The 17,917-nt window shown below is 64.6% G+C and carries 12 protein-coding genes and 1 pseudogene; 5 read left to right on the top strand and 8 right to left on the bottom strand.

What is annotated here, in order from left to right; translation table 11 throughout:
* Positions 1-50 precede the first annotated feature (50 nt).
* The 3 genes from BRAS3843_RS21870 to BRAS3843_RS21860 are packed head-to-tail and all read left to right on the top strand — an operon-like array spanning position 51 to position 4,505.
* Complete coding sequence (locus BRAS3843_RS21870) at positions 51-1,661, top strand: amidohydrolase family protein (protein ID WP_008971230.1); 1,611 nt, start codon at positions 51-53, stop codon at positions 1,659-1,661.
* Positions 1,658-2,671 (top strand): GTP-binding protein, encoded by a 1,014-nt coding sequence (locus tag BRAS3843_RS21865; protein ID WP_008971229.1) that lies wholly within the window; start codon positions 1,658-1,660, stop codon positions 2,669-2,671. Before BRAS3843_RS21870 ends, BRAS3843_RS21865 begins: the two co-directional genes overlap by 4 nt.
* Before the next feature lie 4 nt (positions 2,672-2,675).
* Positions 2,676-4,505 carry a CocE/NonD family hydrolase gene (locus tag BRAS3843_RS21860; RefSeq protein WP_008971228.1) on the top strand — a complete coding sequence of 610 codons (1,830 nt, stop codon included), beginning with the start codon at positions 2,676-2,678 and terminating at the stop codon, positions 4,503-4,505.
* A 110-nt stretch (positions 4,506-4,615) separates the two neighbouring features.
* Here BRAS3843_RS21860 and BRAS3843_RS21855 read toward each other — a convergent pair whose 3' ends face one another.
* The gene (locus BRAS3843_RS21855; RefSeq protein WP_035982424.1) at positions 4,616-5,338 is read right to left on the bottom strand and encodes a pyridoxamine 5'-phosphate oxidase family protein; all 723 of its coding nucleotides are present in this window, start codon (positions 5,336-5,338) and stop codon (positions 4,616-4,618) included.
* A gap of 58 nt (positions 5,339-5,396) precedes the next feature.
* Between BRAS3843_RS21855 and BRAS3843_RS21850 the strand changes: the two genes are divergently transcribed.
* On the top strand, positions 5,397-6,839 hold the full coding sequence (locus BRAS3843_RS21850; protein WP_035982423.1) for a PLP-dependent aminotransferase family protein: 1,443 nt from the start codon (positions 5,397-5,399) through the stop codon (positions 6,837-6,839).
* A 4-nt stretch (positions 6,840-6,843) separates the two neighbouring features.
* Here BRAS3843_RS21850 and BRAS3843_RS21845 read toward each other — a convergent pair whose 3' ends face one another.
* The 4 genes from BRAS3843_RS21845 to BRAS3843_RS21830 form a co-directional block, all read right to left on the bottom strand.
* A complete protein-coding gene (locus BRAS3843_RS21845) occupies positions 6,844-8,271 on the bottom strand; it encodes an MBL fold metallo-hydrolase (protein WP_244425443.1) in 1,428 nt (475 codons plus the stop codon).
* Between the two features lie 2 nt (positions 8,272-8,273).
* Positions 8,274-10,181 carry a peptidase M4 gene (locus BRAS3843_RS21840; protein WP_008971224.1) on the bottom strand — a complete coding sequence of 636 codons (1,908 nt, stop codon included), beginning with the start codon at positions 10,179-10,181 and terminating at the stop codon, positions 8,274-8,276.
* Between the two features lie 27 nt (positions 10,182-10,208).
* Positions 10,209-11,363 (bottom strand): patatin-like phospholipase family protein, encoded by a 1,155-nt coding sequence (locus tag BRAS3843_RS21835; protein ID WP_008971223.1) that lies wholly within the window; start codon positions 11,361-11,363, stop codon positions 10,209-10,211.
* A gap of 108 nt (positions 11,364-11,471) precedes the next feature.
* Entirely contained in the window at positions 11,472-11,924 is a 453-nt protein-coding gene (locus BRAS3843_RS21830) for a hypothetical protein (RefSeq protein ID WP_139024948.1), read from the bottom strand.
* A 417-nt stretch (positions 11,925-12,341) separates the two neighbouring features.
* Between BRAS3843_RS21830 and BRAS3843_RS21825 the strand changes: the two are divergent.
* A pseudogene (locus BRAS3843_RS21825) lies at positions 12,342-13,428 on the top strand (SMP-30/gluconolactonase/LRE family protein).
* Positions 13,429-13,550: 122 nt separating this feature from the next.
* Here BRAS3843_RS21825 and BRAS3843_RS21820 read toward each other — a convergent pair.
* The 3 genes from BRAS3843_RS21820 to BRAS3843_RS21810 form a co-directional block, all read right to left on the bottom strand.
* On the bottom strand, positions 13,551-14,351 hold the full coding sequence (locus tag BRAS3843_RS21820; protein ID WP_139024947.1) for a class II aldolase/adducin family protein: 801 nt from the start codon (positions 14,349-14,351) through the stop codon (positions 13,551-13,553).
* 221 nt (positions 14,352-14,572) lie between these two features.
* A complete protein-coding gene (garD, locus tag BRAS3843_RS21815) occupies positions 14,573-16,114 on the bottom strand; it encodes a galactarate dehydratase (protein ID WP_008971219.1) in 1,542 nt (513 codons plus the stop codon).
* A 251-nt stretch (positions 16,115-16,365) separates the two neighbouring features.
* On the bottom strand, positions 16,366-17,814 hold the full coding sequence (locus BRAS3843_RS21810; protein WP_008971218.1) for an aldehyde dehydrogenase family protein: 1,449 nt from the start codon (positions 17,812-17,814) through the stop codon (positions 16,366-16,368).
* Between the last annotated feature and the right edge of the window lie 103 nt (positions 17,815-17,917).

Here is a 17,917-nt window from a genome sequence, read left to right as displayed (position 1 = left end):
TTTGCGCGACCTTCGCTGGCTGGCTGATTGGAATATAAGGAAACGAGAGCATGACTGAACAGGCCGATATCCTTCCGGGCGACGAGCTCGCGCATATCAGAAACAAGGGCACCCAGGCGATCGTGCCGGCGGCGACCTCGCGCGATCGCGGCATCGGGCCGTTCAAACGGCTGGCGCTGCGCAGCGCCACCGTGATCGACGGCACCGGCGCGCCGCCGATCGGTCCTGTCGACATCATCGTCGAGAACGGCCGCATCGTCAGCATCAAGAAGGTCGTCGGTTACGGTTATGGCGGCAAGCCGGGCGAGCCGGCCGATCATGAGATCGACTGTCGCGGTAAATGGGTGACGCCGGGCTTCGTCGATTGTCACGCCCATGCCGGCGTCGCCTATCACTCGGCGAACGGCTGGGTGCCGCCGGTCGACTATGTCTACAAGCTCTGGCTCGCCCACGGCGTCACCACGGTGCGCGAGATGGGCTCGATGAACGGGCTGTCCTGGATGATCGACCAGAAGAAGCGCTCCGAGGACAACAGCATCGCGGCGCCCCGGCTCTTATCCTACGCGTATTTTCCGGCCGTGAACGACATGGTCAAGACCATCTACACGCCCGAGCAGGGCCGTAGCTGGCTGCGCGCGGTGAAGGAGCGCGGCGCCGACGGCATCAAGTTCTTCGGCGCGCCGCCGGCGATCATGGAGGCTGCGCTCGACGAGTGCAAGAAGCTGGACTTGCGCGCCGGCTGCCATCACGCGCAGATGGCGGTGTCGCGCATGAACGCGCTGACCACTGCGCGCTGGGGCCTGACCAGCGCCGAGCACTATTACGGCCTGCCGGAGGCGCTGTTCGAGGATCGCGTGATCCAGAACTTCCCGCTCGACTACAACTACACCGACGAATATTTCCGCTTCTCGGTGTCAGGTCAGATGTTTCGGCAGGGCGCCGAGCCGGGCTCGGCGAAATGGAACGAGGTCTTGGAGCAGTTCCTCGAAATCGGCTTCACTTTCGTCCCGACTTTCTCGATCTACGATGCCAACCGCGACCTGATGCGGGCGCGCCAGGCCTATTGGCACAAGGACTACACCTGGAAATCGATGTGGGACTACTTCACCCCGCAGCGTGGTGGCCACGGCTCCTACTGGTATCGCTGGTCGACCCAGAACGAGATCGAGTGGAAGGAGAACTACCGGCTCTGGATGGCCTTCATCAACGAATACAAGAACCGCGGCGGGCGCGTCTGCACCGGCTCGGACTCCGGCTTCATCTACCAGATCTTCGGCTTCGGCTATGTCCGCGAACTGGAGCTGTTGCAGGAGGCCGGTTTCCATCCGCTCGAGGTGCTGCGCTCGGCGACCTCGCAAGGTGCGGCGCTGTGCGGACTCGAGAATGAGATCGGTACCATCGACATCGGCATGCGCGCCGACATGCTGGTGCACGATCATAACCCGCTGACCGATTTCAAGCTGCTCTACGGCACCGGCGCGATGCGCTTCAACGACGCCACCAATGCGGTCGAATGGCACCGCGGCCTGAAATACACCATCAAGGACGGCATCATCTACGACACCGAGGAGCTCCTGGCCGACGTGCGCGAGCTGGTCAAGGCGAGCTGGGAAAGCGACGTGCCGGAGAAATACGCCGTCAAGGACGCTGCCGCGCCATGACCGCTGCGCCGATCGATTTCCTCGTCCTGACCGGCTTCCTCGGCTCTGGCAAAACCTCGTTGCTGCGCGATTTCCTTGTCAGCGACGCGGCGAGCGATACGGCGGTGATCGTCAACGAGGTCGGAGAGATCGGGCTCGACGGCGTGATCCTGCGCGAGAGCGGCGACGACGTGCCGATGGCGATGCTGTCGAATGGCTGCGTCTGCTGCCAGATCGGCTCCGATCTGGCGTTTACGATCGATCGCCTGATCATGGCGCCGCGCCCGCCCGGCGCGGGTCCACTGCAACGGATCATCCTGGAAACGTCGGGCCTGTCGATGCCCGGTCCTGTGCTGCGCCAGCTCGCAACGCTCGCCGAGCACCGGATGCGCGTCGCGGTGGTCGGTACCTACGATCTCGCGCGCGGCATCGCGGTGGCCGCTTTCGAAGAGGCAGCGGCGCAATGGGCGGCATCGCACCGCATCATCGCGACCAAGGCCGATCTGGTCGGATCAGAGGGCTTGGCGAAGGCGACGGAAGCGATCGCCGGCATCAATCCGGTTGCGGAGGTGATCGCAACAGCCGATCGCACCGCAGCCGTACGGACGGCCTTCGCGCCGCTGATTTCAGCGCTGCCGCCGAGCGAGCTTGCGCCCGCACCGACGTCAACGCATCCGCGGCTGGCGCTATGTCTCCTAAGTCCAGCCGGCGAACTCGCCTATTCCGATCTGGCCGCCTGGCTCGACAATCTGGCCGGCGCGCTCGGCGAACGCCTGCTCCGCATCAAGGGGCTGGTGAGGGTTCACGAGGCACCGCGGCCGCTGCTGGTCGAGAGCGTCGGCACCATGTTCTCACCGCCGCGCCAGCTTTCGGCCGACAACCCGCCGCCGCCGTTCGTCGTGGTGATCGCGCGCGATATCATGCGCGCCGAAGTGGAGCAGGTCGCGCCGTCAGGCCTGTTCAGCTTCTCCTGGCGCCAGCCGGAGTCCACGCCAGGCGCGGCCGCGATCAAAGCAGAATGGGTGAGCTGAGCGCATGACTGTGACTGATAACACGGAGTCGGCCTGGCGCGTGCCACCGGCCGACTATGTCGCGGCCCGGCCGCTCGACTATCTGATCACCCAGCCATCCTCTTGTTACGTGACGATGCGCGACGGCTGCCGCATCGCGGTCGATGCCTACGTGCCGCAGCCGAAGGACGGCACCGGCCCCGGCCGCTTCCCCACGCTCGTATTCTTCACGCCCTATTATCGCCGCTTCAAGCTGAGGCCTGGCGGCAGCGGCGAGGTCAATCCCAACACCGGCAAGTTTCGCGATTACTTCGTACCGCGCGGCTATGCGGTCGTGGTCGTCGATGTCCGCGGCACCGGCGCGAGCTTCGGCACCCGCGACAGCTTCCGTTCGCCCAGGGAGCGCGAGGATAGCCGGGAGATTGCCGACTGGATCGTCGCGCAGCCCTGGTCGAATGGCGCCATCGGCGCCACGGGCATCTCCTATCTCGGGGCCGCCGCCGACTTCCTGGCCAGCACGGGCCATCCCGCGGTGAAGGCGATCGCGCCGTTGTTCTCGGTGTGGGATACGTATGCCGACAATTACTTCCCGGGCGGGATTCAGTTGAAATCGCTGACCAAGGTCTATGACGAGCTGATGGTCGGGCTCGATCATGACCGGCGCGATATCCTGCGGCAGTTCTCCTATTTCGCCAATCCGGATTTCGAAGGGCCGCAGCCGGTCGATGAGGACCCGGATGGCGCGCTGCTGAATACGGCGATCACGCAGCATCTCGGCAACTTCCGCCAGACCGACTTCATGGCCGAGTTCAGATTTCGCGAGGAGGGGCTGCCTTACGATCCCACCTTCAGCTCGGCCTCGTTCAGTCCCTATTCGGTGGCTGATGGCATCAGGCCTGATGTCGCGATCCTGTCGGTGTCCGGCTGGTTCGATGGTGCCGGCTATGCCAACGGTGCCATCGTGCGGCATCTCACCATGCGAGACAATCCGAGGCATCTGCTGCTCGGCCCCTGGGATCACGGCGCACGCATCGACATCTCGCCGTGGCGGACATCGGTCGAGCCGAGTTTCGCGCTTCTCGGTGAGATCCTGCGCTTCTTCGATACCTATCTGCTCGGCTATGACACCGGGCTGATCGAGGAGGCGCCAATCCATTACTACGCACTTCATGCCGAGCAATGGCGCGCCGGGCATCAATGGCCGCCGGTCGTGGCGCGGCGGCAATTCTATCTCGCCTCTGACGGAGAGCTCGCCCAGGCCGCGCCGCAAGCGGGCGAAGATCAGCATCACGTCGATTTCAGCCGCGGCACCGGTCACAACACCCGGTATGAGCGGATCGCCGGCATCGACAGCCGGCACTACTACGCCGATTGGCAGGGTCGTACCACGTCGATGCTGAGCTACACCAGCGCACCCCTGCCCTCAGCGATGGAGCTCGCAGGGCACGGGCTTGCGGACCTCTGGCTCTCGTCCAGCGAGCCGGACTTCGCGCTGTTCGTCTACATCAGCGAGGTCGAGGCCGACGGCACCGAGCGTTATGTCACCGAAGGCCTGCTGCGCGCCCTGCATCGCAAGGAGAGCACAGCGCCGGACCAGTATCGCACCACATGGCCGTTTCGCAGCTTTGCGCGCGCCGACGCCGCGCCGCTGATTCCGGGCCAGCTCGAGCGTATCCGGGTGCCGCTGTTGCCAGTGGCGTGGCAATTCGCTAGCGGCAGCCGCATCCGCGTCTCGATCGCCGGCCACGACGACGATCATTGCGGCCAGGTGCCACATGGCCGTCCGCCCGTGATCACCATGATGCGCGGCGGCGAGCATGCCTCCGCAATCGAGCTGCCGCTGGTTGCTGTGTAGCTGACGAACTCGTCCGCCGTCGGCGAAAACGGTTTACCCTCTCCCCTTGTAGGAGAGGGGGCATCGTGCTCGTTGATGCAGCGTTTGGGTTGCTGTCGCGAATGGACGGACTATCCCTCCGGATAGCTCATCGCATAGGCATCCGTTAGCGCATCTCCCAACAGCCGGCCGGCGCTGTAGCTCGCGAGCGTGGCCGGGCGCGGAGTGCCCGCGATCAGCCGGCTGCACGGTTCCGGCGCGCCGAGCACGGTGCGGACCGGAATGCGCTCGGCATAGATCGGCAGCGCATAGTCTTCCTCATCGTCGACGATGCCGCTGCTGCGGATCTTGGCCGAGGCCTTCTCGATCTCCATCGTGACGACGGCAGTTGCCTTGAGCTCCTGTGCGGTGGTCGGGCGCAGGGTCGCGGTACGCCCGGGAAAGAAGCGGTCGACCATCATGGTGAGCGCATGCGCCTTTTCGGCCTGATCCTCGATCAGCCTGGCATGGCCGAACGCCATCACGGCGCGGTAGTCCGCCGAGTGATGGAAGCCGCTGCGCGCCAGCACCAGGCTATCGAGCTGGGCAACGGTGAGACAGGCAGGCTCGCCTTCGGAAAGGTTGCGCAGCATGCGGCTGGCGCTGGAGCCGTGCCAATACAGCGTCGTGCCTTCGCGCCAATACAGGGTAGGCGTGCAATAGGGCTGGCCGTCGATCACATAGGCGACATGGCCGAGAGCGGCGGAGTCGAGCAGGGCGTGCACGGTGGCATGGTCGTAGCGGCCGCGATCGTGCCGGCGCTTGACGCGGTTGGTCTCGTCGACGGGATAGCTGGCCTGTTCGGACATCGTCATTCTCCGGTTGGAGAACGCTTCCTGCCATGGCAAAGTGGTTGCTACGAGCTCCAATTTGATGAGAAACCAAGCAACCACTTCCAGGCGCCGCCGCGACGACGTGCTGGCCCTGCCGATCCGGCTGGACCGCGCAATCCGCAACCAGGCGCTCCAGGTGCACGGTGCCTTGCGCGCTGCAATCGTCGACGGCCTGCTGACGCCGGGCCTGCGGCTGCCGTCGACGCGCGCGCTGGCCGAGCAGCTCGGCGTCCGTCGCAACGCCATCGTCACGGCGTATGAGCAGTTGCTGTCCGACGGTCTGGTCGAAGCGCGGCATGGCGCGGGGACCTATGTCGCCGCGCGGCTGCCGGCACCCGCGCCGTCGGCTCCTGTGGCCGAGCTTACCGTCCAGACCACGCCGCACCGTCCGTTCGCGCTCGGCTTTACGTTTGTGGATACGCCGCTCCTGAAGCGGCTTGCTGCCGCGAGCCGGCGCCGCATCGCGCAGGCCTCGCGCGATGAGCTCGGTTATGGCGATCCGCGCGGCAGCGCTCATCTGCGCACGCAGATCGCGCATTATCTTGCGGCCAATCGCGGCATCCGCTGCGATCCGAGCTGCATCCTGATTGTCAGCGGCACGCAGCAGGGCCTGCGGCTATGCACGGAGGCGCTGCTGAAGCCGGGGGATCGCGTCTGGTTTGAAGACCCCGGCTACTATGCCTCGCGCAACACTCTGCGCGCATCCGGTATGACGCTGGTGCCCGTGCCAGTCGATGGCGAAGGCATTGTGGTGACGGCCGGTGAGAAGGCGATGCGCGTGGCGAGGGCCGCTTACGTGACGCCGTCCCACCAGTTCCCGACCGGGGTCGCGATGAGCATGGCGCGGCGCGTGGCGCTGCTGAACTGGGCGCAAGCGGCTGATGCCGTCATTTTCGAGGACGATTACGACAGCGAGTATCGCTTTGCCGGCCCGCCGTTGACGGCGCTGGCCGGCATCGGCGGCGAGCGCGTGATCTATATCGGCACGTTCAGCAAGACGCTGTTCGCAGGTCTCAGGCTCGCTTATCTCGTGCTGCCGCCGAGGCTCGTGCCATCCGTGGTCGCCGCGCGCGCCTCGCATGATCGCTTTCCGCCGCGCTTCATGCAGGATGCGCTCGCCGACCTGATGGCGGATGGCGCGATTGCGGCCCATATGCGACGGATGCGTTTGCGTTACCGTCAGGCCCGCGATGCCGTCGCGGAGACGCTGCAGCGGTCTGCCAAGGACTGTCTGCACATCGCGGCCCCCGCGCAGGGCCTGCACCTGCTCGCGACATTGCCGCCGGATGCGCCGAAGGACGCCGCGCGGCTGATCCGCGAACGCGCCGGCATCGAGAGCCGGCTGTTGTCGGACGCGCGCATCGTGCCGCGCGGACCGGACGGATTCATCCTCGGTTATTCAGGCTTTCCCGCAGCCGATCTGGTCGAGGCTGCGAAGCGGCTCGGGCGCGCCGCGCGTGACGTCCTGCGCGGAGCGCGATAGCTGGTCAGAAATTATAGTCGATAAAGAGTCCTCCTTTTGGGGCCGTGAAGGCGGTCGGCACGTTGCCCGCGTCCGGGGCCGGCTCCTCCGTGCCGGCCGCCACCTGGTCGCTGCGCGCGAGCTGGTCGTTCATGCGCTTGCGCAGCGCATCGAGCAGTGGTGCCCGCGGCACCTCATTGTAAGCGTGCTCCTGGGTCGAGCACATGCCGACGCAGCCCATGCGCATCGCCAGCACGGCGTCCTTCGGCGTGGCATTGGCGCTGCCGTGATGACCGACCTTGTAGAAATCGATCTTGCCGAGAATGCCCCTGGCTTTCTCGGTCAGCTCGGTATGGCCCGGAGTGCCATAGGCGCCGCCATAGAGGAAGTTCTCCCAATTGCCCCATTGTGCGTCACCCGCGAACAGGAGGTTCTTGCCGCCGAACGAGAACAGCACGACCAGGCTCTGGTTGTTCAGCGTCTTGTCCGCGGCTAGCGCCTGGGCAGCGAGCACGTCGGGCTGTGCGCTCCTGATCATCCGGATGATCTGATCGGGACCGTAGAGCTCGAAAGCCTTGTCGTTGTAGTCTTCATGGCTGCCGCGATAGGCATCGGCGAACGGCTTCGAGCGCCCGAAATCCTGCTCCGTTCCGGTCGCGCCGGCCAGATATTGCTGGTTCTTGTTGGTCATCTGCGTGATCAGCGCGTCGTCCATCGGCGGCCCGAGGATCTCAGCGTTGAGGCCGGCATCCTCGAGATCCGGCGGCAGTTTCGGCGTGTCACCGGCCTTGTAGTAATCGGGTTGCACCTTGGTCTTGAAGCCGCCATGCAGGACGTTGAGCGCCTTCTGATTGGCGGCGATCCCGGCAGCGCCGAGCCCGCCGGTGATGTTCTCGGCCATCTGAAGCATCTGCTCGGTGGCATCGTCGTGGCTTGCGGCCAGCCGGGCGCGAAACTGCTGGCCGAGATGACCGGCCATTGCGGTCAGGCTGGCCTGGAAGGCCGCCGCCTTCGGATCATCAGGCTTTTCGAACCAGGGCATCCAGACGCGGTCGACGGCGATCTGGCTGAAGATATCGCTGCAACTGGCAAAGCCCGAGATATGATCGGCGTGCCGATGGGTCATGATGACCAGCGACAGGTGCTTGTTGCAGTCCTCCGCCATCTGCGTGACGGCCTCGCGAATGCTGCCAAGATCCCTGGCGTGGACCCCGCAGTCGATCAGGATGTGGCCGGCGCCGGTCTTGGTCGGCACGCTCAAGAGAAAGAAGTCACCGAAGCCGACGCGATACATGCGCACCCGCATGCCGCCGGCGGCCTTCACCAGCGCACGGGAGTTGGATGTTGCCTCCTGCGGCGCCGGCGCGGATGCCCGGCGCGCGTTCGCGGGATTGCGTGCGGTCATGCGCTTCGGCGAACGCGGGCGAGATGATTTGGAGGACGCCTTGGCCATCATCAGACTCCAGCATGCAGCAGCGCGAAGTTCAGGCGGAAGCGTGAATTGTCGTCCGACGCGCTGTCGGCCGCGGCGCGCCCGCTCGCGATGTAGAAGCTGCGGATCCGCTCTTCGCGCTCGGGCTTGTACAGCTTCGGAATGACGAACCGTATCCGTGGATCTGGCCGCTCATCGCGGTCCGGCGGATCCTGGGCGATGAGGAGCGTGACGCCGTTGCGCATCGGGAAGGTACCGGGGATTCCGGTCCCAAACGGAATCTGCATGGTCTGGACCAGCTCCACCACCATGGTGACATAGAGCTTGCCATCCTTTCCGGTGTGGAACATCGGATGGAAGGACGGCGCGGCAATCGCGCCCGCGTGGCGGTCGAAGCCGAGCATCTCGGCGTTCTCGGCGGCGTAGGCGCGCAGCACGTCGCCGTTGCGATCCTTTTCCTCCTTGGTCAGGCCGTTCGGATCGCCGAACACCAGGCCTGGGACCCGGAGCCGGCCGGACGGCGCCTTGGGCCAGAACAATGCGTCCTCGGAAAATGAGTTCGCGTCTTCGGCGTAGATGCCGCGCAGCCGGAACGCCTGCATCAGTGCGTCGCGAATATGGTCGCGGTCATCGGGTGAATAGTCGAGATGCGCGGTGAGCAGGGCGCGCAAAAAGTCGCCGAAGGTGATGTCGACCGGCGGGCAATAATCGAGTGCGCGGGCGCAGATCGTGAAGAACTCTTCGGCGGTTCGGCTCGCCTCCGCGGCCAGGCGGCCGGCAAGCGGCGAGGGCAGGTCGGATTTTTCCAGGCTGCCGCCGCCGGCGCGATAGATCCGGAACAGGTCAAAGGTCCTGCGGCCATAGACAGTGAAGTAGGCGTCGAACACGGCGGCGACCAGGATCGAGCCGCGCTCGTGCGGCTCCGTCTTGGTGGCGATGTCCTTTGCGCCTTCCGTCGTCGGAGGTGTGGTCAGGGCGCTCCGCAGACTGCATTGCCGGCCCGCCGCCTCGCCGAACTGGGTGGCCAGTGCGATCAGCGGATTTTCGGTGTCGAGCTGCGACTGCAGGACCGGCGTGGCGCCCGGGGCGGTGGCGAAATCGCCCTTGAGCTTGAAGTCGAACAGCTTGCCGCCGGTCTTCTGCAGGGTGTCGATCAGCACCTCCTCGTGGGAGAAATGCAGGAACAGAGCGGCGAGATCGGCGAAGGCTTCATGGAAGGCCGCGACATCGACATTGCTTGGCTCCATGAAATATTCGCGGATGCCGTCGACGATCGCATGCGTAGTCTCGTGCACGATGATGTCATGCGACAGGCAGGTGAACACGGTTTGTCCCGGCAAATTGCGACCGGGATTGGTCTGGCTTGCCTTGAAGTAGCCGAACAGGATGCCGTGCGCGTCCGGAGAATAAAACGCGTTGGCTTCGCACATGGCATGCGGAAACAGATTGAGACGGCGAGACGCGCCCTTCGGAGCATGCGGCTGATTGTCGCCCAGCCGTGTCCGCCAGCGGACGCGGCGCCCGAGCGCATATTCGAAGCGCTGCAAGGTTTCGCTCGCGACAGCATAGACCATCTGCTGATGGAAGCGCGGATCTCCCTCCGACGGCGGCAGGCCATTGGTCATCAGCAGCCTGGGATCGTCGAGATTGACCGGCTTGTAGAACGTGCGCTGCCCGCCATCATAATCGATCACCGCGAACCGGTCGCCAACCGGTCCGGGCTCGAGCTCCTCGTAGCTGACACGGGTGATCATCTGGTTGCCGACGAAATTGCCCAGACTCGGATCGAAGGCATAGACGTTGAGCGGGCGGATCGACGGCGTCGGGATCTCGGTCGAGGTGAAGATGTCGATCGGGCTTTCATCCGGCTTGGACGACCGCTCGCCCGGTCCACCCGTTTCATCGCATCTGAACCGCGATCGATTTGACATGGTCGCCTCCGCAACGATGGGCGCGCTTCAATAGGCTTCCGGGAAGGGAAAGGCTGGCGGCGTCATCTGCATGCCAAGTGCAGCCTGGAGCTCCGGCTTGATATGCGCCCGCAACCCCGCATCGCAGATCGCATAGCCCCAGTTGATCAAACGGTGCTGCTGATCGCGCGGCATCTTCTCCAGCCGCGTTGCGATCGCCGCGAGCGGCGTAGCGTCCCGATGCAGGCAGCCCAGGGGATCGTCAGGCAGATGATAGTCGGCAAAATTGGTGCGGATGCCCCAATAGGTGCCGGTGTAATCGCCGCGCTCATAGGCGTCGATCAGATGCCGCTTGCGCAAGCTCCGCACCTGGTTGTCGATGATATCGAGCACGCGCATGGAGTGACGCGCCCAGTCATGATGCGGGTCCGGTTCGGCTGCGATCTTCTGGCCGGCATCGCTGACCAGCAGCGTCGTGAACCGCTTCACCGTCTCCAGGCCGAGATTGTCGTAGACGCCACCGTCGCTCAGGATCGCCTGCGTCGTGTAAGCTTGGTCGTGATTGAGGTCGGCGCCCTTGGTCTGGCGTACCTTCTGCTTGATCGGCAGCGTCAGCGGGGACAGCACCGGCGGGAACGCCGAGGAGGCAGCTACCGCAGTGGCGAGCGCGACATCCGGCGCATCGACGAGACCGATCCGATAGTCGCCCATATAGGGCCGCGAGAACCGCCACAGCACCGAGGTCTGCACGTTGGTTGCGTTGATGACGAAACGCGGCGCCTTGTTGTCGCTGTCGTCAGGGAGATCGGCAAGCTTGGCGCCGTTGAACAGCACCTCGTCATAGGCCTTGGCGACCCGGTCGCTGATCGTGCCCGGCAGGAAAATGCCGCCGATGATGGCGCCGGCGTCGACGGTCCGATCCGCCATCTGCTGCATGCCGTCGACGAAAAGCTGGAAGTTCTTGGCCTTGCCGTTGTCGAACTGCAGGTCCTTCCATTTGAAGCCGAGATACGCCGCGGTGATCGAGCCGCCGGAGACGCTCGAGATGCGCTTCAGCCGGCCGAGCAGCCCAACTTCATTGAGGCGCCACAGCGCGCCGATGTGAAACACCATGGCGCGATAGCCGCCGCCGGAGAGCGACAGCGTGGCGCCCTGTACTTGCTCGGTAGATTCGGAATCGAGGTCGGTCGGTTCGATCGGCATGACGGTCCCCCTGTTTGCGATCGGTCGCGCGAGGAGGCCTGCACGTTCAAGGCGAATCAAAATAATCCGACACGTATTGCGCCGCGTGTCTGAACGACGTCATGCGCCTTATTGATACGGATCGTGCTGAATGTTCGGCGTGGTCTGGCGGACCCGGCGCAGCGTGATCGGCGAGCCGTCCGAGACGAATTGCAGCTCGTAGGCCCGTCCCGCTTGATCGGTTGCCCGGCAGGTGACGCTCGCAACCTGAAGCGAGGCGAAATTGCCGATCTGACGGCAAACGCCCGCCGAGGTCTCGGTCGCCGGCACCGGAATGCCGTCGACCCTCGGGCGGTCCTTGGAATTCAGCAGCATCCGGTCGACAGGCAGCTCGTAAAGATCCTGCTGCGCCCGCGAGCGGTGGCCGTTGATGCCGGAAAACGCGATGATGTGGCTGTCATCGGCCGGATCGTCGAGCGCGACCGTGAAATGCGCGCGGCCCTTCTCGCTGTGGAAGAAGGCGACCGCCTTGCAAGGAAATTCCCGGCCGTCGACGGTGAGCTTGCTGCAGGTGCCGGACATCAGCGCATAGAGGTCGATGTCCGGCTTGATCTCCGGGTCGGTCGAGGCGGTAGTCGGGTCTTGCGCAAGGGCGGACCCGACCAGGCAGAGGCTCAAAGCCGCGACCAGGCACTGGACCACGCGCCAGCCAAGGCGCGAAGTCACGGACGGACGGCGCCGCATGGGGCAGGGGTCGAGTGGGTCGGCGAGCTGTTGCAAGCGGTTTGCGGCGGATTCTGTCGGCGGATCGTTGGCTTATAGCGAGCGCCGCCCCGTTCGTCACCTCCTTCAAGGATCCGACGCAGCGTGCGCCGCAATATCGATGTGCCGCCGGCATCGATTGATGCCGGAACAGGATTAGACCCGCCGGCACGCCGGTTTTAAGCAGGTGCAGGTCGGCGATAGGCCGAAGCAAAAGCCAAACCAGGGAGGATTCTTGTGAAGTTTTCACGTCGACACATTCTTGCAGGCGCTGTGGCGGGCTCCGCCGCGGCCATCGCCGGGCGCGCTGCCGCTCAATCATTCCCATTCAAGCCCAACCAGCGCTATCCGGACCCTGCCGTCGAGATCCTCGACCCGAGCTTTGCCAAATACCGGCTCTACAGCAGCACGGTCGAGCAGCTGGCGAGCGGCATGCGCTGGGCGGAAGGCCCGGTCTATTTCCCGGACGGCGGCTATCTGCTGCTGAGCGATATCCCGAACAACCGGATCATGAAGTACAGCGAGGCCGACGGCAGCTTCACGGTATTCCGCAGCCCGTCGAACTACGCCAACGGCAATACCCGCGACCGCCAGGGACGGCTGGTCACCTGCGAGCATTCGCTGACGCGGCGCGTCACCCGCACCGAGAAGAACGGTGCGATCACGGTACTCGCCGATAGTTTCGAGGGCAAGCGGCTGAACGCGCCGAACGACATCGTGGTCAAGTCGGACGATACGATCTGGTTCACCGATCCGATCTTCGGTATCGGCGGCAATTGGGAAGGCTTCAAGGCCAAGCCGGAGCAGGCCAACACCAACGTCTTCCGCATCGGCACCGACGGCAAGCTGACCGCCGTCATCACCGACCTGGTCAACCCGAATGGGCTTGCCTTCTCGCCGGACGAGAAGAAGCTCTATGTCGTGGAATGGAAGGGCACGCCGAACCGCAGCATCTGGAGCTACGATGTCAATGCGGACGGCACGGTCGGCAACAGGGTGAAGCTGATCGATGCCGCCGACCAGGGCGCTCTCGACGGCTTCCGGGTCGACCGCGACGGCAATCTCTGGTGCGGCTGGGGGTCGAACGGCGCGCTGCAATCCGAGCCCACCGAGGTCAACGGCCACAAGGTGTATCAGCTGAAGGGCAAGTCCGAAGATCTCGACGGCGTCATGGTGTTCAACCCGCAAGGCAAGCCGATCGGCTTCATCCGCCTGCCCGAGCGCTGTCCGAACCTGACCTCGGGGCCCGAAGGGCAACCGGCTCTATATGGCGGCCTCGCACTCGTTGTATTCGCTCTACGTCGAGGCGGAAGGGGCGGTGTAGGCGAGCGGAGGTCTGTCGCGAGCGACGCGTCCCACTTCGCCTTGTGGTTATGGATTCCGGGCTCAGCCCTTCGGGCTGCCCCGGAATGACGGAGGCGAACGTGGGAGCAGTTCTGTTCGTTATTACTTCCCCATCAGCGTCTGCACCCGCAGCTTCCAGAGATTCCAGACGCGGTCCATGATCACCATGTTGACCGCGTCGGCCTTGGTGCCTTCTTCCGGACTGAGATAGGTGACATCGCTGCCGAGCCCGAGGGCCTGGGCCTGCAGCTTGGCGTTGACGTCGGTGTAATAGGCGCGGAACACCGCGACCTTCACCGCGGAGCCGACGGCGACATCGCCGTGGCCGCGCATCAGCACGATCGATTTATCGCCGAGCGCAGTCGCAAGCGACCTGCCGATTGCATTGTTGCTCACCAGCATGTTGGTGGCGCCGAACGCCGCGCCGATGTCCCAGACCGGCGCGCCCTGCGCGAGGAAGGCGGCATTGTGGAACATCGGCTTCAGCTGTGTCTTGCTGTTGGCGAATGGAATCACGCCCAGCGAATGAGCATGCACCACGGCCATCACGTCCGGCCGCGCTCTGTAGATTTCGGCGTGGATGAAGCGCTCGAGGAAGATGCTGCGGCCGCGGGCGTCGACAGGCTCGCCGTTCTCATCGAACTCCATGATATCGTCGGCGGTCACCAGTGCCGGCGCCAGCGAGCGCGACATCAGGAAGTGCTTCGGGTTGGTCGGATGCCGCGCGCTGACATGGCCGAAGCCGTCGACCACGCCGAGATCGGCAAGGATGCGGCTGCCGACCACGAGGTCGTCAAGCAGTTCGCGCGGGACGGTGTTGATGGTTTCCTGCGCGCGAGAGGTCGCGCCGGTCACAAGGAGCAAAGCGACGGCGAGCGCAGCAAAACGGCTGATAATGTGCATCTGATCGGTCCGCCATGTCTGGTGAAGCATGTATGGTGGGCTTGAGTTCGACACTCCCAGCATACCCGTCATTGCGGGCGAAGCGAAACAATCCAGATGCTGCTGCTACCCTTGTAGCTCGAAACAGCCGATGTAGCAAAATTGGCCGTCTTTGAATTACAAGAGTAGCACTTTCGCCGACGCTCCCAGATCAGTCCCGATCACGACCCTGATCGAGAAACTCATGTCACCGGCGCAGGGTTGAACAGCGTGAGGTCGTTGTGGATGCCCCAGCGGTCGGACCACGGCTTGGTACGGCCGCTTGCGACATCCAAAATCAGATTGAACAGCTCCCAGCCGGTTTCCTCGATCGTCATCTCGCCGGTGGCGATGCGCCCGGCGTCGAAATCGATCAGGTCCTTCCAGCGCCGCGCCAGCTCGCTGCGGGTCGCGACCTTGATCACCGGTGCCGCCGCGAGGCCATAGGGCGTGCCGCGTCCGGTGGTGAACACCTGCAAGGTCATGCCGGAGGCGAGCTGCAGGGTGCCGCAGATGAAGTCCGACGCCGGTGTCGCCGCAAACAGCATGCCCTTCTGTTTCGCCCTCTCGCCGGGTGCGAGCACGCCGGTGATCAGGGTTGAGCCTGACTTCACGATCGAGCCCAATGCTTTTTCGACGATGTTGGCAAGGCCGCCCTTCTTATTGCCCGGCGTGGTGTTGGCGCTGCGGTCGGCGCCGCCGCGCGCGAGATAGGCGTCGTACCATGCCATTTCACGCACCAGTGCGCGGCCAACCTCCTCGTTGATGGCACGTCGCGTCAAAAGCTGGATGGCGTCGCGGACTTCGGTGACTTCCGAGAACATCACGGTGGCGCCGGCCTGCACCAGGAGGTCCGCGGCAAAGCCGACGGCCGGATTGGCCGTAACGCCGGAGAACGCATCGCTGCCGCCGCATTGCAGGCCGATGACGAGGTCGGAGGCCGGGCAGGTCTCGCGCCTGCGTTTGTTCAGTTGCGCGAGCCGTCGATCGGCCGCCTCCATGATGGACTCGACGATGGCACCAAAGCCGTCGAAGGCTTCGTCCTGCATGCGCACGATCGCATTGTCGACGCCCTCCGGCACCAGCCGCTCAGGAGCCAGCTTCTCGCAGCCGAGGCCGACCACGAGAATCTCGCCGCCGAAATTCGGGTTCAGCGCCAGGTTCTGTAGCGTCCGGATCGGCACCACGGCATCTGGCGCCGTGATGGCGACGCCGCAGCCATAAGCATGGGTCAGTCCGACGACATCGTCGACATTGGGGTATTTCGGAAGCAGCTCCGACTTGATGCGCTTGATCGCGAATTCGAGTGTGCCGGACACGCACTGCACCGAGGTCGAAATGCCGAGCACGTTCTTGGTGCCAACCGAGCCGTCGGCATTGCGATAGCCCTCGAAGGTGTAGCCTTCGAGCGGCGGCAGCGGGGCAGGGACGACGGTCGCAATCTCGAGCTTGTCCAGCGCGGGGGCCTCCGGCATCTCGATGCGCGCCTCATCGACCCACTCGCCCGCCTTGATCGGCGAAGTCGCGGTGCCGATCACCTCGCCGTAGCGGACGATCGGTGCGCCCTGGTCGATGTCGACCAGCGCGGTCTTGTGGCCCTGTGGCACGAAGCTCTTCAGCTCCAGGCCATCTGGGAATTTGGTGCCGGCGGGCAGGCCGAAATCATTGACCACGATCGCGACATTGTCGCGCGGGTTCAGCTTGATATAGCGCGGCTCCGCCGCCGCGACCGGTTCGTGTTTCATGCCTGCTCCTCGTCCTATGAGCCTTGGTTAGGCTGGCGCGGCACTCGCTGTGCAACCTCGCCCCGCTTGCGGGGACGCGACGAGCTTCGCTCGCGCTGAGAGGTCGGATTGCATCGCAAGATGCAATCCGGGTGAGGGGGTACAGGTCTTGTGGCTTGCACCGAGCAAGCGTCTGCCCCTCACCCCAACCCTCTCCCCGTAAAGAACGGGGAGAGGGAGCCGACCGCTGATGCCGCGTGATCTCACCGAACTCACACCGGATAAGTGTAGGCCGTCTTGACCGTGGTGTAGAACTCGCGCGCGTAGGAGCCCTGCTCGCGGGCGCCATAGCTGGAGCCTTTGCGGCCTCCGAACGGTACGTGATAGTCGACGCCGGCGGTCGGCAGGTTGACCATCACCATGCCGGCTTCGCTGTTGCGCTTGAAATGCGACGAATATTTCAGGCTCGAGGTGCAGATGCCGGCGGCGAGGCCGAACGGCGTGTCGTTGGCGATCGCCAGCGCCTCGTCGTAGCTCTTGGCGCGGATAACGGCGGCGACAGGGCCGAAAATCTCCTCGCGCGCGATGCGCATGGTGTTGGTGGCCTCGGTGAACAGCGCCGGCTGCATGTAGAAGCCGGGAGTCTCGCGATTCAAGAGTTCGCCGCCCCAGGTCAGCTTGGCGCCCTCGTCCTGGCCGATCTTGAGGTAGCGCTGGTCCTGCTCGAGCTGATTCTGATCGACCACCGGGCCGATATGGGTGCCCTGCTTCACGGCGTCGTCGACCACGAGGCCCTTGAGCCGCTCGGTCATTGCCGACACGAATTTGTCATGGATGCCTTCGGTGACGATCAGCCGTGACGAGGCGGTGCAGCGCTGGCCGGTGGAGAAATAGGAGCCGTTGACGCAGGCTTCGACCGCGACCTTCAGGTCGGCGTCGTCGAGCACGATCATCGGATTCTTGCCGCCCATTTCCAGCTGGAACTTCTTCAGCGGATCCGATGTCACGCAGGCCTGCGCGATTCTGCGCCCTGTGGCCACCGAGCCGGTGAAGGAGATCGCAGCGATATCGGGATGTTCGAGCAGGGTCTGGCCGACCACCGAGCCCGGGCCGACCACGAGATTGAACACACCAGCGGGAATGCCGGAGCGTGCGATGATCTCGGACAGCGCATGCGCCGAGCCGGGCACCAGCTCTGCCGGCTTGAACACCACGGTGTTGCCGTAGCAGAGCGCCGGCGCGATCTTCCAGGCGGGGATCGCGATCGGGAAATTCCAAGGCGTGATCAGGCCGACCACGCCGACCGGCTCGCGGGTGATCTCGACGTCGAGGCCGGGCCGCACCGAAGGGCCCTTCTCGCCGGTGAGGCGCAGCGCTTCGCCGGCAAAGAATGCGAAGATCTGCCCGGCACGGGCCACCTCGCCGATGCCTTCGGGCAGGGTCTTGCCTTCCTCGCGCGCCAGCAGGCGGCCGAGCTCTTCCTTGCGCGCCAGGATCTCGGCCGAGATCTTGTTCAGGGCGTCATAGCGCTCCTGCGGGGTCGAGCGCGACCAGGCCGGGAAGGCGGCCTTGGCCGCGGCGATCGCCTTCTCGGTCTGCGCCTTGTCGGCCTTGGCATATTCGCCGACGACGTCATTGGTGTTGGACGGGTTGATGTTGCGCGTCGCACCGTGACCGTCGACCCATTCGCCGGCGATGAAGTTCTTCAAGATCGCGTTCATGTTGTTCTCCGAGAAATTGCGCGATTGGACGGGCACCTTACCCGATCAGTTTGGCAAGCACACGTCCGCACGGCGTGGCAAGGCTGCTGCCGAGACCATAGTC

The sequence above is a fragment of the Bradyrhizobium sp. STM 3843 genome (assembly GCF_000239815.1).
Classification (GTDB): Bacteria; Pseudomonadota; Alphaproteobacteria; order Rhizobiales; family Xanthobacteraceae; genus Bradyrhizobium.
Note: the sequence above shows the minus strand (reverse complement) of the source record. Positions and strands in the feature narration are given on the sequence as shown.

Bases quoted from the DNA above. Each gene is read 5' to 3' on its own strand.
- BRAS3843_RS21855 (WP_035982424.1), bottom strand. From the start codon at position 5,338: ATGACGATGTCCGAACAGGCCAGCTATCCCGTCGACGAGACCAACCGC.
- BRAS3843_RS21850 (WP_035982423.1), top strand. From the start codon at position 5,397: ATGAGAAACCAAGCAACCACTTCCAGGCGCCGCCGCGACGACGTGCTG.
- BRAS3843_RS21860 (WP_008971228.1), top strand. From the start codon at position 2,676: ATGACTGTGACTGATAACACGGAGTCGGCCTGGCGCGTGCCACCGGCC.
- BRAS3843_RS21865 (WP_008971229.1), top strand. From the start codon at position 1,658: ATGACCGCTGCGCCGATCGATTTCCTCGTCCTGACCGGCTTCCTCGGC.
- BRAS3843_RS21840 (WP_008971224.1), bottom strand. From the start codon at position 10,181: ATGTCAAATCGATCGCGGTTCAGATGCGATGAAACGGGTGGACCGGGC.
- BRAS3843_RS21835 (WP_008971223.1), bottom strand. From the start codon at position 11,363: ATGCCGATCGAACCGACCGACCTCGATTCCGAATCTACCGAGCAAGTA.
- BRAS3843_RS21845 (WP_244425443.1), bottom strand. From the start codon at position 8,271: ATGGCCAAGGCGTCCTCCAAATCATCTCGCCCGCGTTCGCCGAAGCGC.
- garD (WP_008971219.1), bottom strand. From the start codon at position 16,114: ATGAAACACGAACCGGTCGCGGCGGCGGAGCCGCGCTATATCAAGCTG.
- BRAS3843_RS21810 (WP_008971218.1), bottom strand. From the start codon at position 17,814: ATGAACGCGATCTTGAAGAACTTCATCGCCGGCGAATGGGTCGACGGT.
- BRAS3843_RS21870 (WP_008971230.1), top strand. From the start codon at position 51: ATGACTGAACAGGCCGATATCCTTCCGGGCGACGAGCTCGCGCATATC.
- BRAS3843_RS21830 (WP_139024948.1), bottom strand. From the start codon at position 11,924: ATGTCCGGCACCTGCAGCAAGCTCACCGTCGACGGCCGGGAATTTCCT.
- BRAS3843_RS21820 (WP_139024947.1), bottom strand. From the start codon at position 14,351: ATGCACATTATCAGCCGTTTTGCTGCGCTCGCCGTCGCTTTGCTCCTT.